We start from the raw sequence: 15,135 nt of genomic DNA, 5'->3' as shown, positions 1-15,135 counted from the left end.
TTACTTGGTTTGGTTGGTGTTGTGACGCTTGCGATAGTTTTCCAGGAAGCGAGCAATACGAGCGATGGCCTCCCGCAAATCATCTTCATGTGGCAGAAACACAAGGCGGAAGTGATCCGGATGAGGCCAGTTGAAGCCCGTACCCTGGACGAGCAGCACTTTTTCTTCCTGGAGCAGTTCAGAGATGAATTGCTGGTCGTTCTTGATCGGATAAACCGCAGGATCAAGCTTCGGGAACATGTACAGCGCTGCCTTTGGCTTGACGCAGCTAACGCCGGGAATTGCTGTTATCAGTTCATGTGCAATGTCGCGCTGGCGACGCAGGCGACCGCCATCCCTGACCAGGTCGTCAATGCTCTGATAGCCACCCAGCGCCGTCTGGATGCCATGTTGGCCCGGCGCGTTGGCGCACAAGCGCATCGAGGCCAACATGTCGAGCCCTTCGATGTAATCCTTGGCGTGGCGCTTGTCGCCTGAAACCACCATCCAGCCGGCACGGTATCCGCATGAACGATAGTTTTTCGACAAGCCATTGAACGTGATCATCAGGACATCTTCAGCCAGCGAAGCGATCGAGGTGTGCTTTTCAGCGTCGTACAGCACCTTGTCATAGACCTCATCAGCATAGATCGTCAGGTGATGCTGGCGGGCAATATCGATGATTTCGTGCAGCAGATCGTCCGGATAAAGCGCGCCGGTCGGGTTATTCGGGTTGATGATGACAATCGCCTTGGTATGGGCGTTGATCTTGCTGCGAATGTCATCAAGGTCCGGCAACCAGCCCTTGCTCTCGTCGCACAGGTAGTGCTTCGGCGTACCGCCTGAAAGGCTGATCGCCGCCGTCCACAACGGATAGTCCGGAGCTGGCACCAGCACCTCATCACCCGCATCGAGCAAGGCATTCATCGCCATCACGATCAGTTCGGACACGCCATTGCCGACGTAGATATCGTCTAGCGTCACGCCCTTGATGCCCTTCTGCTGGGTGTAGTGCATGATCGCCTTACGTGCCGCGAAGATGCCCTTCGAATCCGTATAGCCCGCCGCATTGGGCAGATTGCGGATCATGTCCTGCTGAATTTCTTCTGGCGAATCAAAACCGAACGCGGCCAGGTTGCCGATGTTCAGCTTGATGATCTTGTGGCCTTCCTCCTCCATCTGCTTGGCTTTTTGCAGCACGGGGCCGCGGATGTCATAGCAGACGTTGGCGAGTTTGGCGGACTTCTTGACGTGTTTCATTGGAATCTTCCGGCTTGGCGGCGTATGGCCCGCGAGGGCCAAAGGTATAATCCTACTTTATCGTATGGTGCACCGCAATTTTGGCGGGCTTTTCGGAATGATCGCGCAGTGAAACTACACATCTCGAATACCGCAGGACTTAATTTATTCACCGCCTATGGCGACGACTATGCTGCGGTCAACCACGAAAAACACGAGAAAAACCTGATTCTGCTACCCGAGTCGGTCATTCCCGCCTGGACCACCGCGACCGTCAACTCTTTGAGTGAAGCGGACATGCAAATTCTGCTTGGTTTAGGTACCGAAATCATCCTGCTCGGCACCGGCAGAAGCCTGCGCTTCCCACCCGGTGCCCTGCTCCGCCCCTTTGCCCCGGCCGGAATTGGCTTGGAAATCATGGACCTGAAAGCTGCCTGCCGCACCTATAATATACTTGCTGCCGAAGGTCGCAAGGTCGCAGCCGCATTGCTTTTCGACTAAGCAGCCGCAGGGGTCTTCGAAACAGACGATCAGCCTGCTGGAAAATCCATAAATTAATCCAGCTTCTTCAGGTATTCCTTGGTAAATATCTTGTCCGGCAAATCCCGCAGCTTCATGTTCGAATAGTCCAGAACGGATTTCTCGCCATCGCGCAATGCGTCCTCCATTACCAGCCTGGTTGGGCGAATCCGCCCGGCCAATGTCTGGAAATTCTCGTAGCTGCATTTCTTCATCAGGCGATTGGACAGAGAATAGAACTCGGCCTTCAGGGGCCAACCCGATTTCTCGTTGACCCAATAAACAACGCGTTGATAGGTCACGCTACGATCAACTGCCGTCAACTCGAGAATGTGATATGCGTCTTTCCCGACCCTCTCATTTCCGATAACTTTCGGATTGTAGTCGCCAGAAAAGTTGGCTCGCGCCAAGTCACCATTTGCGACCTGTCCAGTTAGGCGCTGTGCCAGTGATATCCGCACAGGTTGCGACACCTCCGGCATGAAAACCCACAAATCACGCCCCTTCATCAGAATAATCTGACCACGCTCAGAAGCCGGCTCAGTTACCATGACAACGGTGTTTTCATTTCCCTTTGAAAGAACACGATATGTTCGAGTGTCAGCCTCTTTATCCGGCCGAACGGAATTTATTACAATGTCAACTTGAAAGCCATCGCTCGGAAAGCGAACCCTGTCCGCCTTTTCAACTATACTGCGGGCAATAGCATCATCGGTCGGCGCATCAGTTGATCCTTGCGCTGCAACAGTCAGCGACTGGAACAAGAGAAAAATGCAGGACGTCAGAGCAATGCACAATCTGCCATTCCGAATGCAGTCATTACCTATCATGAATACTCTCCCGCACGACCCTGATGATCTAAATACTGACGGTAGCAACCTACCATGAGCGTTGTCCGAATCGAACATGTTTTCAAGGACTACCAGCTCGGTGAACAGACCGTCCACGCCTTGAATGATATTACATGGTCCATTGATGCAGGCGTCTTTCTCGCCATCTCCGGCCCATCCGGCAGCGGCAAGACTACCCTGCTCAACCTGATTGGCTGCATCGACCAACCAACTCGCGGCAAGATATTCATCAACGAAGAAGACGTCTCGGAAAAGTCTGCGAACGAACTGGCTGACCTCCGCTCACGGTCGATCGGCTTCATCTTCCAGACTTTCAATCTGCTCCCGGTACTTTCGGCCGCTGAAAACGTGGAATACCCCTTGCTGCGCCGCACCGATGTTTCTGCAGAAGAACGCAAGATGCGGGTCGACTACTTTCTGGACATTGTCGGACTCAGCCAATTCGCCAAACACCGCCCCAACCAGTTGAGCGGCGGCCAACGCCAACGTGTCGCCATTGCCCGCGCCTTAGCCATAAAGCCCAGCATTGTCTTGGCCGATGAGCCAACCGCCAACCTCGACAAGGCAACCGGCCGTGAAATCCTCAGCCTGATGAAGAAGATCAACCGCCACCTGAAAACCACCTTCATATTCTCCACGCACGACCAGAAGGTCATTGATCGCGCCGACCGACTGGTCCAGATGGAAGATGGCTGCATCACCGCTTTTGGTGTGCGCAATGAAAGCGACAAGACTTGGAGCTTGGCCCGCGTGCGTGCACTTCCCGAATCCGAAGATGAATAAATAGCCCTCCGAAAAACAGGAACTACCCGTGATCATCCTGAAAACTGCCCACCGCCTGACCATCGTTGCCGCCAGCTGTCTGGCAATAGGCGCGAACGCCTCCGACGACATGTTAAGCCGCGATGCGCTATTTGGTGACGACTTGCCCATGGCATCCGCTCCACCACGCGACACAACGCCAAGTATCAAAGGTTTTCTCCAGTTTGAAGCTGCGCGCACGACCGGAAATCCGGATCACTGGTCTAAACTTCGCACCCGCGCTGAACTAGGTAGCGCCGGCAAATTAGGCGATGGACTGAAATGGAAACTGGGCGCCCGCGTCGACTACGACTTTGCCTACAGCATTAACGATTTCTATCCCAGCGATGTCGAGAAGAATCAGCGGTACAACCTCGAACTGCGTGAGAACTATCTCGACTACAGCAACGGCAACTGGGACTTCCGCTTTGGCAAGCAACACGTAGTCTGGGGGGAAATGATCGGTCTCTTCTTTGCCGACGTAGTTTCTGCCCGCGACCTCCGGGAGTTCATCCTCCCGGAATTCGACCAGATGCGAATTCCACAATGGGCGGCACGTGCAGAATACTTTGCCAATGACTTCCATGCTGAATTGTTGTGGGTTCCGATAGCCAGCTACGACAATATCGGAAAACCGGGCGCCGAATTCTATCCCTACCAACCTGTACCAAGCGGCTACAACGTTCACTATCTGCCTGAGAAAAGGCCTGAACGAGATGCCGACAACATGAATTATGGCCTACGCCTTTCGACTCTGAAAAACGGTTGGGATATTTCGGGTTTCTATTACCGTAGCACTGATATCAACCCAACTTTCTACCGTCAATTTGATGGCCCAACAGTCGTATATCAAGCACGTCACGACCGAATCCATCAGTATGGCAGCACCGTTTCCAAGGATTTAGGCGAAGTCGTTCTCAAAGCAGAGGGGGTCTATACGCAAGGTCGCAGCTTCACCAGTTATAACTTTTCAGATGCCAATGGTGTTGTTCGCCAAAATACACTGGATTGGGCGGTCGGTCTCGACTTTACACTTCCAGCTGAAACTCGATTTAACGTCCAGTATTTTCAGCGGCAATACTTCAACTACCAACCAGAGATTAACTTCGACAAAAGCGAGAACGGCTACAGCCTTCTACTCAACACCAAGCTCTTCAATAACTGGGAAGCCCAAGCGATCTTCATTTCCAGCCTGAACCGCACCGACTGGCTGTTCCGTCCCAAACTATCCTGGAACTTCGAACGCAACTGGCGCCTGATAGTGGGAGCCGATGTATTCAAAGGGCCGCCAACAGGTTTGTTCGGTCAATACAACAACAAAGATCGGGCTTATTCAGAACTACGCTACAGTTTCTGAGAAAAAGCCATTCAGAATGAAGATGGTAATTACGGGAGGCTCTTTTTGTGGACCGGGTTCGCTTCCCCCGTTCGGTGTAAAAAAAATGTGCCAACCACGATGAACCCAATCCCGCTCAACCGTAATGCCGATATAGTCTCAAGAAAAACAAGTGCCCCAGCGACGACTGCCAGAGCGTTGACCACTGATAATTGCACAGGAATGATCACAGCAGCCCGGCCACGTTGGAATGCAACCTGAAGCAGTGCAAGGCCGGCAACATTGGCTGCGACCATGAATGGAAGTATTGGATTAAATAGAAGCGCCATTGACTCCAGTTCTTGTCCATTCAACGCAATGTAAGCAGTCATCAGTTTTGTTAGGACTGCGCCAGCACCGAAGCCAATTCCAACGGAGATTGCTAACAGAATTTCCGGGCGACGAGCATGTTTTGTTCGAAGCAGAAGGCCAAACAAGCAGACTGTGATTAGCACAAGGAATAAAGCAAGCCGAAACCAGTCGATGCTCACCGGCTCAATCAGTTCAGCCTCAGATGCAATACACATAGCGCCTACAACTGTGAGAGCAAGGCCAATCCACTCAACCTTCGTCAGGCGTTCATGGAGGAAAACGACAACTAGGAGAACCAAAAACAGGTCTCCGATCGACATGAGCGGCTGGACAAGACTGACGTCGCCAAGATCGGTTGCCTTGATAAAAAAAAGCCATCCGACGATGGTGGCTACCAAGCCGAGCATCCACTGCCAACTAAAGAGAAATCCCCGAATAATCTTTCCGATTCCGGCTTCACCAATTCGAGGCAACGAATCGGCCGCAATTTTCCACAGAAAATACCCCAACTGAATGGCGAAGGTGGCAGTTAAGGTAATCAAAACCACCTTCATGATGAACCTCGTTCAAAAAATAGAACTGAAAAACGGGGAAGCAATGATCGATGCTCGCCAAGATCGATCGGTTCGCTCTAGAGGAGAACACAACGAAAGAGAGAGTTGTGAGTTTCTGAGATGAAGTTTGCAGATCGAGAAAAGTTAGATATTACAAGCAAAAAAAGCCCGGCGGATTGCGCCGGGCTTTTTTTGAACAACAGAGCGTATTAGTAAACCCGGCGACGGCGCAGAGCACCAAGACCAGCCAAGGAAAGACCAACAAGAGCCAGCGTACCAGGTTCCGGAATTCTGTTCAGATCAAGTGGGTCATTACTGGCAAACATCCACGGTGAATTAGCGCCAAATGCACTGTTACCTTCAATCTCGCTTGTTCCGACAAAGTCGGTACAAGAAAGAGCCGGGTTCACCAAATCGGCTGCGCTACAGACTTGGTTTAGTGGCGAACTCTTCAACCCGCCGACTTCGTCCTCATTAAAGTCGTTGAGCTTGTTCAATGCCCCCCCCGTGTACCCTGCTCCGGCAAGGATTAGGTCCAGTGCAAAAAACGCCTCAGTATTCGAGGACCCAACGGTCTGCGTCAGATCGGTATGCGTATAGGCGTAGCCCTCTGTTCCCAAGCCCAAGCTGCCCCAGAAAGTACCACCAGTCGTTGCTGAAGCGATGCTACTTGCAAGCGTGCCACCAGAGCTAAAACCTGCCATATTTGAATAGAGGCGGAACATTTCGCCGGCACCCAGAATGCCAAACGGGTCTGCCGCCACTGTTCCAAGCGTTAGGTGTGCAGTGGCATGTCCCAAACTAGGCAAATCGATCGCCATAATCTGTTGCGCAAAATAACCCGTAAAACGATCACCGGGCACGCTGTTGTACGTATCGCTACCGGAAACTACAGAGGTAATATTTTGAATATTCAAGACACCTGCAAAAATATCACCAACCGCCACGTTGTTCGCAATGGTGGGATCAATTCGTTGGTACCCAGTCGGATCTCCAGCATCGGCTGCCAAGCAACCACCAGCTGCACATGCGGCGGTTGAACGATAGAGATTCTCAAAATTGTTGAAGAAAATGGTGCTATCGCCTGCAGCAATAGCAGGGGCAGCTTGCGCCGTCCCAACGACCGATAGCGCCAATGCAACGGCCGTCAGACTCGTTTGAAGTTTGTTCATAATTAATCTCCTAGTTAAGACGACCTGTCAATCGCCACGCACCACTAAAAGCACGAGTCGTGCCAAATACAAATTTAATTACATTACGCATTGATTTTAATCGCTTTTATTTTCCATCAGCCCTTTTGTCAATTAGCCACCAAAGGGGGTCTGTAAAGTTTTTCGACACGCACCAAAAAACCCGAATTGGCTACGCAAAAGTCATGCCTTAACAGCCATAACGGGATACACTGAATTGAAACCGACTCAAAGTATCAGAGTAGGCAGCCAGCAAAGCGGCAAGAATCACCGGCGGGCGATAAGACTGAGCCTTTTCTCTACCAGCCAAGCCCATCTTTACTCTCAGGCTCGGCGCCGAGGCGAGTTCGAGCAGCCGTTGCGTCAGAGATGCGTCCGATTCGTGATCTACGATAAAACCGTTGCAACCTTCATCAACAAGTTCTAGTGCTGAGACAACACTGTTCGCAACAATTACTGGTTTGCCAAACCACATCGCCTCCATCGCAACCAAGCCCTGAGTTTCGACGAGAGAAGGGAGGACGAAAACGTCGCAACTGGCGTAGTGGCGTGACAGCGTATCGTGGTCGAGGAAACCGAGAAAATGCACCTGTTTCTCAATCTCCAGTTCCCCTGCTAGGCTTTGCAGTTGCTCTTTCTGTGAGCCGTGACCGGCTATCCACAATACGGCATCGGGAATTTTAGCGACTACACCGCTGAACGCCCGCAACAGATAAGGAATGTTCTTTTCCGGATTTAGCCGGCCTGCAAATAGGACAACAAACTGGCTATCGCGCGGCATAGGTTCCACCTCGGCATTTTCAGGAAAACCAACGGGGTTGCTGATGTAGCGGACGGGGGTGCAGATACCTTTGCTAGGCAATTGCGCCGCAACGCCCTGAGATACGGAGATTATCAAGTCGACACGGTTGCAGATACTAACTATCTGTTCAGCGATCAACTTGCGCAAAGGGCGCATGGGCAACGGTTGAGTAAGGTGATCTTCGGTCATATGGTAGGTGTACACTTGTGGAATCCCAAGCCCCTTGACCTCTTTCATAGCTCTTAACAACATCAACCCAAGATAATGATAGTGCACAATATCCGGCTTGGCATCCTCCAGAATCCGTCTCAACGTAGCGCATGAGGGAATCGCCTGATAGAAACCAAAGACTTTCACAGTATTGGTCCGAAAAACGCGAGCGCCCTCCCAGGTTTCCGTTTCAGGTTCGCCTGGACGCCGGGTAGTTATGATGGTGACCCGGCACCCTGAGCTCGTGAGCAGTTTGCTTATTTCCTGCAGATGAGTGCCGACCCCGGTGGCTGCAGGCAGGAAATCGTCGGATAACATGCAGATAGACAAGCTATTTTCGAGGCACATGTTGCTCTGCTCCGTTCAAAATTAAATATCAGTGCTCCCGGTTGGCACGAGCCCCTCAAAGCTTCTCTTCTCGAGGGAACTCATCTGAGATCAACAAATCGCCAATATCTTTGCGCAATGAACGGGACGCAGGTGTTTTCGAGTGGCCGACACGGCAAAAAAAAGCAATTGGGTCGTCGGATTGTGTTTGTACCAGGGAGTCGAAACGCGTTGTTAAGACTTTTGCCTGCTGATCAACGCCAGCCAGTGCCGAGAATTTTTTTCCCGCTTGGGTATACCAGCGAAAGATTACTGGTGTCATCTGCGGTTGAAGGTGGAGCCCAAGGGCAGTTGCAGTAAGCCAGACCCGTTGCATGACAATGCCTGCATTGACATAATCAATCAAACCCTCAAGACTTGACTTGGGCCGCAGAAGGATATGCGAACTACATTGCAGAGCAGGCAAGAAATCAAGCTGGATGCGTGGAAGAATCGTCCCAAAAAGATAACGATTGAAAAAATCAACGCGTTTCCAGTCCTGCATCACCCATTGCATTAGCCTTGCTGTCATCGGATCGACACCGACAGCCTGTTCCGGTATGAGATCTTTGCTGTAACGAACCCCCCATTCGATTATCTGGCGGTGCACTTCGAAGGCCTCTGGGCAAGTTAGGCGAATACGAGCATTTGCCCAGAGCAACTTGGCAACACGAAATCGATCACCTAGAGAATCGAAAAACCTTAGTTCGTAGTCTTTTCCTGCTGCGGCAGTAAGCGCGTTACGCTGAATGGCTGTCAGCGGTTTTGTGCCCATGACGCGACGCTGAACGGTCCGTTGCTCAATAAATGAGAATAGCGGATCGGCTGATTTTTCAATCGGATAAACCAGTTGAACCTTATAAATAGGCTCTTTATCCGTGGAATTGGGATTCAGTGTCCAGCTAGTTTGAGCGCCAAACCCGGAGGCAGCAATACGCAAAGTTTCAAGTAAGGCACCATGAGCGATATGGCTAGCATGCCCGTCGAAGTCATATAGACACCAAGAACGTGTATCGCAACCGTGAATCATGATTTCATTATCTGAAATTATCTCGAATCGCCAAGGTTGCGTATTATCTCCGCTCGGTGCCCAGCGAGCCAAATCAAGAATACGTAGAGTAATGTCTCGAGTCACTGAACAGACCTCATTCCCTAACACCTGCCGCCAGTTGCTGGCGAACCAATAGGCGAGTAAGTCGCTGTAGCGGATTTCGGTAGCCCCCTGGTCGCCAGGTTCGACTTAACCGCATCCGATAGGCGTCAAACTGACTTCCCCATGGCGCTAGTTTGACGCCTTCTCTTCCAAGGAGGAGTTTGAGCGTTGCTACTGCAGCTACCCCGGCGCAGAGTTGACAAGCAGCAATGCTTGAAGGTCCCCGCCGCTCAGCCAAGTTAATCCTGCTCATATCAGCCACATATCCACGCTGAAGCATCGCTGGCGATAGCCCAACAAGAAAACGGATGGACATTTCTAATTCATCGCACCCCTCAAACCCGAAATAGTCCTCATACGGCATGCCCCCTGGGCCAAATACGAGTAAGGCAGCCCCCATTCCCAATGGAGCCGCAGTTACAACAGGGATTTTTTTTCGCTCGCATGCCGCAAACGTCAACCGGCGAGCCGAAAAAGCAAAAAAATCCAATCCATCGACGTAAACATCAACCCCCTCAAGAAATTCCTCTAGAGAATTCTGCTGCACTCCTAACGGAAAAGATCTGAGATTAATTTCCGGATTAATATCCAACGCCATTTCGGCCAAGACATCTATCTTCTGTCGCTGCAAACTACTGACTGTGGCACCTACCTGACGATTAAAATTAACCACGTCAAAAACATCGAAATCAGCAATCGAAAACCGACCAATCCCCAAGCGAGCCAGCGTTAGGAGATGCACGCCACCGACCCCTCCAAGACCACCTATTGCAATGTGAGAACGACGTAGTTTTTGTTGCTCATCATCAGTAACCCATCCAATATTTCTGGAAAACGCTTCGTCATAATTGAAGACTTGCATGACACCTCCAGATCGAGCTGGTTTGGTATTAGAATCGAACGACCACATTACCCGAAGCTTGCTGCAACGCCAATGATCAATTTTGTTACAGAGGTGCGAATTGCTGCTCGCAATCTCAAGCGCAACAGAAATCGGACCCTGATCGGGGTACTTACGATCGCATGTGGCCTCATTGCGTATCTGCTTGCCGGTGGATTTATTGAGTGGATATTTGAAAGCATGCGCGAATCAACAATACGATCGCAATTAGGCCATGTTCAAATTGTACGGCCAGGATATATGGAGAAAGGAATTGCAGACCCCTACAACTTCTTGCTCCCTGCAAAATCAATCGAATTTGAAAAAATCAAGGACTTTCCAGAGGTTGTTAGCGTTGCTCAACGCCTTGCGTTTAGTGGGCTGATTAGCCATGGAGAAACTACAATTAGTTTCATTGGCGAAGGCATTGAACCAGACAAGGAAGAGGTGATTAGTAGCCACATCCACATCCGCTCAGGAAGCAATGTCAGCATAGCAGATCAGCGTGAAGTCCTTCTGGGGAGCGGGTTAGCAAAAAAACTGGGGGTAAATCCGGGGGACACTGTCGTTTTGCTCGTCACAGCTGCAAACGGCACCCCAAATGCCATTGAAGCCAAGGTTTCCGGAGCATTCGTCACCGCAGTGAAAGAGTTTGATGACAATGCACTTCGCCTTCCAATTGAGATATCCCGGAAACTAATGCGAGTGCAGGGCTCGACGTCATGGGTACTCCTCCTCAACGATACGACGCAAACCCTACAGACTGTGACGCGACTACGGTCAACCCTTCCAATAACAAATTTTGAAGCAATCCCCTGGAGCGATCTCGCAGATTTTTACAATAAAACAGTTGTTCTGTTTGGGAAACAGATCAATTTGATGCGTGCCATCATTGCCATCATCATCGTTCTGACAATATCAAATACTCAAACCATGAGTGTACTTGAGAGAACTACGGAAATTGGAACAATATTAGCCACCGGACTACACCGGTCAGGGATACTTCGCATGTTTATCCTTGAAGGCGCTCTCATCGGGTCAATCGGCGGAGTTTTTGGAATTTTTCTTGGATTCGGAATCGCCGAAATTTTGTCCCTGATTGGAATCCCGATGCCTCCCGCGCCGGGCATGGATACTGGCTTCACAGCCCAGATTCTCGTTACTCCTAGGCTTGCGGTGCATGCACTCGTATTGGCTATTGCCACTACGTTAATAGCCAGCGCAGTGCCTGCCTGGAAAGCTAGTCGCATGAATATTGTAAACGCTTTACGGTGCAACCAATGAGACGCTTGGTATCGGGCCGATTTTCGTTGGCGCTACGGAATGTTTTTCGTCACCGCTCCCGTACTGCGGCCACCTTGCTCGCAATCGCTCTAGGCGTTTCAAGCATGATATTGGCAGGAGGATTCGTTCATGACATCCTCGCCCAGCTAGGAGAGGCAACCATTCACTCTCAGACTGGACATATCCAGTTGGCGCATCAAGCCTATTGGGAAAGCCGATCACGTGCCTCACAGGAACACATGATTGATAACCCGACCGCCATTGCAAAAATACTCGCCACAGAAGCCGGTGTAGAACAGGTAGTGAAAAGAATCAATTTTGTGGGCGTGCTCAACAACGGAAAACGAGACATCGGCATAATTGGGGATGGCATAGAACCAGACAACGAGCGCAAAGTTGGCAGTTTCATGCGTTACATAGAAGGGCGCCCGCTCGAAAACGTCGACGAAGATGGGATGGTGATCGGCCAAGGCTTAGCTCGAGCTCTGAATTTGAATATTGGGGACCGAGTTACCCTAGTCATCAGTTTGGCCGAGGGGGCCGTGAACACACAGGACTTTCAGATCATCGGGATCTTTCAAAGTTTTTCGAAGGAATTTGATGCCAGGGCGATAAGAATTCCTCTTGTAGCCACACAAACATTGCTCGACACTCAAGCAGTTCACGTCTTGGTAATGACGCTAGATCAAACGAAGGAAACTGATCGCATTGCCAAAGCCGTTAGCGCTTTGGTGGCACAACAAGGACTACAGGTTTTCACGTGGCGAGAGCTTTCGGATTTTTACGAAAAAACCGTTCAACTCTACGATGCACAGTTTGGTGTACTCCGCTTAATTATCTTTTTAATGGTTCTACTCAGTGTCGCCAACAGCATCAACATGTCCCTGTACGAGCGCACGAGAGAATTTGGAACAGTACAAGCTATTGGCGATAGGCCACAATCCGTGCTCGAATTGATTATGATGGAGTCAGTTGTACTTGGCCTCATTGGCGCCGGATTAGGCATGGCCCTCGGTTGCGCTTTAGCGCTGATCATTTCAACCATGGGAATACCAATGCCCCCTCCTCCCAACTCAAATCTTGGCTACATGGCCCAGATCAAACTTGATCCTTTAACTGTCGCTTTTTCTGGAGTAATCGGCTCTAGTGCCACCGTTTTGGCTTCCATCTACCCTGCATACCGTGCAAGCAGAATCGTTATAGTTGATGCCCTGCGCCATGGCATATAGAGACATTTGTGAAATTTCTCTCAGACATGTGCCACCTGCACATAGTTTTTCACCTGTTTCCGTTATGATGACGCCCTACAATTGCCATCTTAAGCAGTTTCGGTCTGCAACTTGTTTGAGGAAAACACAATGTCTATAGCCAATTCCAAGTTGGTCTTTGCCACCAAGTTATTGATTGCTTTCGTCTTCACGTGGACGTTAATCGGGTGCAGTAGCAACCCTCCCGCCCCGGCGTTGGCAGCAACAGCCGACTACAGCTATAAAATCGGTCCGGGTGATAACCTTAATATTGTGGTCTGGCGCAACCCAGAACTCTCTATGAGCGTCCCTGTACGCCCCGATGGAAAGATGTCTTCGCCACTGATTGATGATCTTAGCGCCATAGGCAAGGATCCAACCACACTGGCCCGTGATATCGAAAAGGAACTCGCCAAGTTTATTCGCGATCCTGTCGTCACTGTTATCGTGACTGGATTTGTCGGTCCCTACAGTGAACAAATTCGCGTTGTTGGCCAAGCCACCAAGCCCCAGGTTCTTGCCTACAAGCAGAAGATGACGATTCTTGACGTCATGATCGCAGTTGGTGGCATTACTGATTTCGCTGATGGCAATCGAGCCACCATCCTTCGCACGGCTGAAAACAATGCTCAATACAGGGTGCGTCTCAAGGATCTGATCAAAAATGGTGATGTTTCCGCAAATGTGGAAATGAAACCGGGTGATGTTGTAATCATCCCGCAAAGCTGGTTTTAAATAATCCCTGATTAACCTCTACCGCCACCGTATGGCTACGGTGGCGGCTAATCTCTTGAGCACATAGATGGAAGAAATTCTTCGCCAGGCCTTAACCATCTTGCGCGCGACCTGGAAACATCGTCGGCTCGGCATGTTTGCTGCATGGGTGGTCGGCGCCATTGCTGCCGGCGTAATTTTGCGCATCCCCAACCAGTTCGAGGCGTCTGCTCGCATCTATGTCGACACTCAATCGATTCTGAGGCCCTTGATGTCGGGACTTGCTGTTCAACCAAATATTGAACAGCAGATCATGATGCTGAGCCGAACTCTAATCAGCCGCCCGAATATTGAAAAATTGATCCGGATGGCCGATCTCGATTTGAATGTCAAAAACAAGGCGCAACAGGATGCGTTAATTGACTCGTTGACCGGCACACTGAAAATTCAGAGCCTGGGTCGAGACAATCTTTACACCATCTCACATCGAGATCCCGACCCGGCCAAGGCACAACGGGTTGTCCAAGCCCTTGTGTCAATTTTCATTGAATCCAGCCTCGGAGACAAACGCCAGGACACTGACTCTGCCCGAAAATTTCTTGAGGAACAGATTCGCAATTACGAGAAAAAGCTGGAGCAGGCCGAAAATCGTCTAAAAGAGTTCAAATTACGAAATATTGACCTAGCTACCAGCGAAGGTAGAAGTGGCATTGATCGATTAAGCGAACTGACTACCCAACTTAACACTGCTCGACTTCAACTTCGTGAGGCAGAACAGTCACGCGATGCCCTTCGTCGGCAGATTGTTGGTGAGGAACCAATCCTATTGCCGGAGGCATCCGGCGGAGAGTTGACAATTTCACTGCCAGAAATCGATGGTCGAATTGATGTCCAAAAACGAAATCTGGACATATTGCTTCAACGCTATACCGAACAGCATCCAGATATTATTGGTGCCCGGCGCTTGATTAAAGATCTTGAAGAGCAAAAGCGGCAGGAGCTTCTTGCTCGTAAAAAATTCGCAGTCGCAAATCCTGGCTCATCTGTCAGTAACAATCCCGTTTACCAGCAACTCAAGGTATCGCTTGCCGAAGCCGAGGCCAATACCGCTTCGCTGCGGGCTCGAGTCAGCGAATACGAAGAGCGCTATAAGCGTACGACTGCAGTCATGAAAACCCAGCCGCAGTTGGAAACGGAATTTTCCCAGCTAAACCGCGACTACGAACTCGACAAGAAAAACTACGAGCAACTGGTTGCTCGGCGAGACTCTGCCGAACTGACGGGTGACCTCGATTCAGCCGGTTCGATGGCTGACTTCCGCTTGATCGACCCTCCACGAGCATCCTCAACTCCCGTTGCTCCCAATCGATTGCTTCTTTTCCCACTCGGTCTAGTATTCGCGATTGCGGGTGGTCTTTTTGTGGCATTTGCAGCCAGCCAGATTCGCCCCGTTTTCTTCGACAGCAAGACACTGCGTGAGGCAACTGATTTACCAGTCCTAGGGGTAGTCTCGCTGATTCAAAATGATGCCCGTCGTCTCAAGGAGCGAACCAGCCTACATCGCTTCTTGCTTGCCACGGGCGGTTTGGTGCTGTCCTATGCGATAGGTTTGGGACTTCTTACGTACTTGGCCCAACGTGCCACCTGAGGTTGATGACT

General features: G+C 50.6%; 14 protein-coding genes. 7 read left to right on the top strand and 7 right to left on the bottom strand.

The window, feature by feature from the left end; all coding sequences use genetic code 11:
* On the bottom strand, positions 1-1,239 hold the full coding sequence (locus KI613_RS09815) for a pyridoxal phosphate-dependent aminotransferase (RefSeq protein ID WP_226405348.1): 1,239 nt from the start codon (positions 1,237-1,239) through the stop codon (positions 1-3).
* Positions 1,240-1,347: 108 nt separating this feature from the next.
* Here KI613_RS09815 and KI613_RS09810 point away from each other — a divergent pair, with 108 nt between their 5' ends.
* Positions 1,348-1,719, top strand: coding sequence for an Mth938-like domain-containing protein (locus tag KI613_RS09810; RefSeq protein WP_226405347.1), 372 nt, complete (start codon positions 1,348-1,350; stop codon positions 1,717-1,719).
* Positions 1,720-1,772: 53 nt separating this feature from the next.
* Here the strand turns inward: KI613_RS09810 and KI613_RS09805 are convergent, their stop codons facing one another.
* Entirely contained in the window at positions 1,773-2,567 is a 795-nt protein-coding gene (locus KI613_RS09805; RefSeq protein WP_226405345.1) for an outer membrane lipoprotein-sorting protein, read from the bottom strand.
* Between the two features lie 54 nt (positions 2,568-2,621).
* On the opposite strand from KI613_RS09805, the gene KI613_RS09800 reads away from it, so the two are divergent.
* Together KI613_RS09800 and KI613_RS09795 are read left to right on the top strand one after the other, a co-directional pair.
* Positions 2,622-3,371 (top strand): ABC transporter ATP-binding protein, encoded by a 750-nt coding sequence (locus KI613_RS09800; protein WP_226405343.1) that lies wholly within the window; start codon positions 2,622-2,624, stop codon positions 3,369-3,371.
* A gap of 28 nt (positions 3,372-3,399) precedes the next feature.
* A complete protein-coding gene (locus KI613_RS09795) occupies positions 3,400-4,746 on the top strand; it encodes an OprO/OprP family phosphate-selective porin (protein WP_226405342.1) in 1,347 nt (448 codons plus the stop codon).
* A 29-nt stretch (positions 4,747-4,775) separates the two neighbouring features.
* Here KI613_RS09795 and KI613_RS09790 read toward each other — a convergent pair whose 3' ends face one another.
* The 5 genes from KI613_RS09790 to KI613_RS09770 all read right to left on the bottom strand — a co-directional run bounded on the left by KI613_RS09790 (position 4,776) and on the right by KI613_RS09770 (position 10,213).
* Entirely contained in the window at positions 4,776-5,630 is an 855-nt protein-coding gene (locus KI613_RS09790; protein ID WP_226405340.1) for a DMT family transporter, read from the bottom strand.
* A gap of 209 nt (positions 5,631-5,839) precedes the next feature.
* Positions 5,840-6,802, bottom strand: coding sequence for a PEP-CTERM sorting domain-containing protein (locus tag KI613_RS09785; RefSeq protein WP_226405339.1), 963 nt, complete (start codon positions 6,800-6,802; stop codon positions 5,840-5,842).
* 208 nt (positions 6,803-7,010) lie between these two features.
* Positions 7,011-8,180 (bottom strand): glycosyltransferase family 4 protein, encoded by a 1,170-nt coding sequence (locus KI613_RS09780; protein ID WP_226405338.1) that lies wholly within the window; start codon positions 8,178-8,180, stop codon positions 7,011-7,013.
* Positions 8,181-8,235: 55 nt separating this feature from the next.
* Positions 8,236-9,333: a nitroreductase family protein gene (locus tag KI613_RS09775; RefSeq protein ID WP_226405337.1), complete on the bottom strand. Its 1,098-nt coding sequence runs from the start codon at positions 9,331-9,333 to the stop codon at positions 8,236-8,238.
* A 10-nt stretch (positions 9,334-9,343) separates the two neighbouring features.
* On the bottom strand, positions 9,344-10,213 hold the full coding sequence (locus KI613_RS09770) for a ThiF family adenylyltransferase (protein ID WP_226405336.1): 870 nt from the start codon (positions 10,211-10,213) through the stop codon (positions 9,344-9,346).
* Between the two features lie 72 nt (positions 10,214-10,285).
* Here KI613_RS09770 and KI613_RS09765 point away from each other — a divergent pair, with 72 nt between their 5' ends.
* From KI613_RS09765 to KI613_RS09750, 4 genes are all read left to right on the top strand, one after another.
* Positions 10,286-11,515: an ABC transporter permease gene (locus KI613_RS09765; RefSeq protein ID WP_226405335.1), complete on the top strand. Its 1,230-nt coding sequence runs from the start codon at positions 10,286-10,288 to the stop codon at positions 11,513-11,515.
* Positions 11,512-12,744, top strand: a complete 1,233-nt coding sequence (locus KI613_RS09760; protein ID WP_226405334.1) for an ABC transporter permease — start codon at positions 11,512-11,514, stop codon at positions 12,742-12,744. The genes KI613_RS09765 and KI613_RS09760 overlap by 4 nt, the downstream gene beginning before the upstream one ends.
* A gap of 129 nt (positions 12,745-12,873) precedes the next feature.
* Positions 12,874-13,497 (top strand): XrtA/PEP-CTERM system exopolysaccharide export protein, encoded by a 624-nt coding sequence (locus KI613_RS09755; RefSeq protein WP_226405333.1) that lies wholly within the window; start codon positions 12,874-12,876, stop codon positions 13,495-13,497.
* 67 nt (positions 13,498-13,564) lie between these two features.
* Positions 13,565-15,124, top strand: a complete 1,560-nt coding sequence (locus tag KI613_RS09750) for an XrtA system polysaccharide chain length determinant (RefSeq protein ID WP_226405332.1) — start codon at positions 13,565-13,567, stop codon at positions 15,122-15,124.
* Positions 15,125-15,135: the final 11 nt, after the last annotated feature.

It is taken from the genome of Ferribacterium limneticum, assembly GCF_020510585.1.
Taxonomy (GTDB): Bacteria; Pseudomonadota; Gammaproteobacteria; order Burkholderiales; family Rhodocyclaceae; genus Azonexus.
The sequence above is the reverse complement of the archived record's forward strand: the minus strand, read 5'-3'. Positions and strand labels throughout refer to the sequence as shown.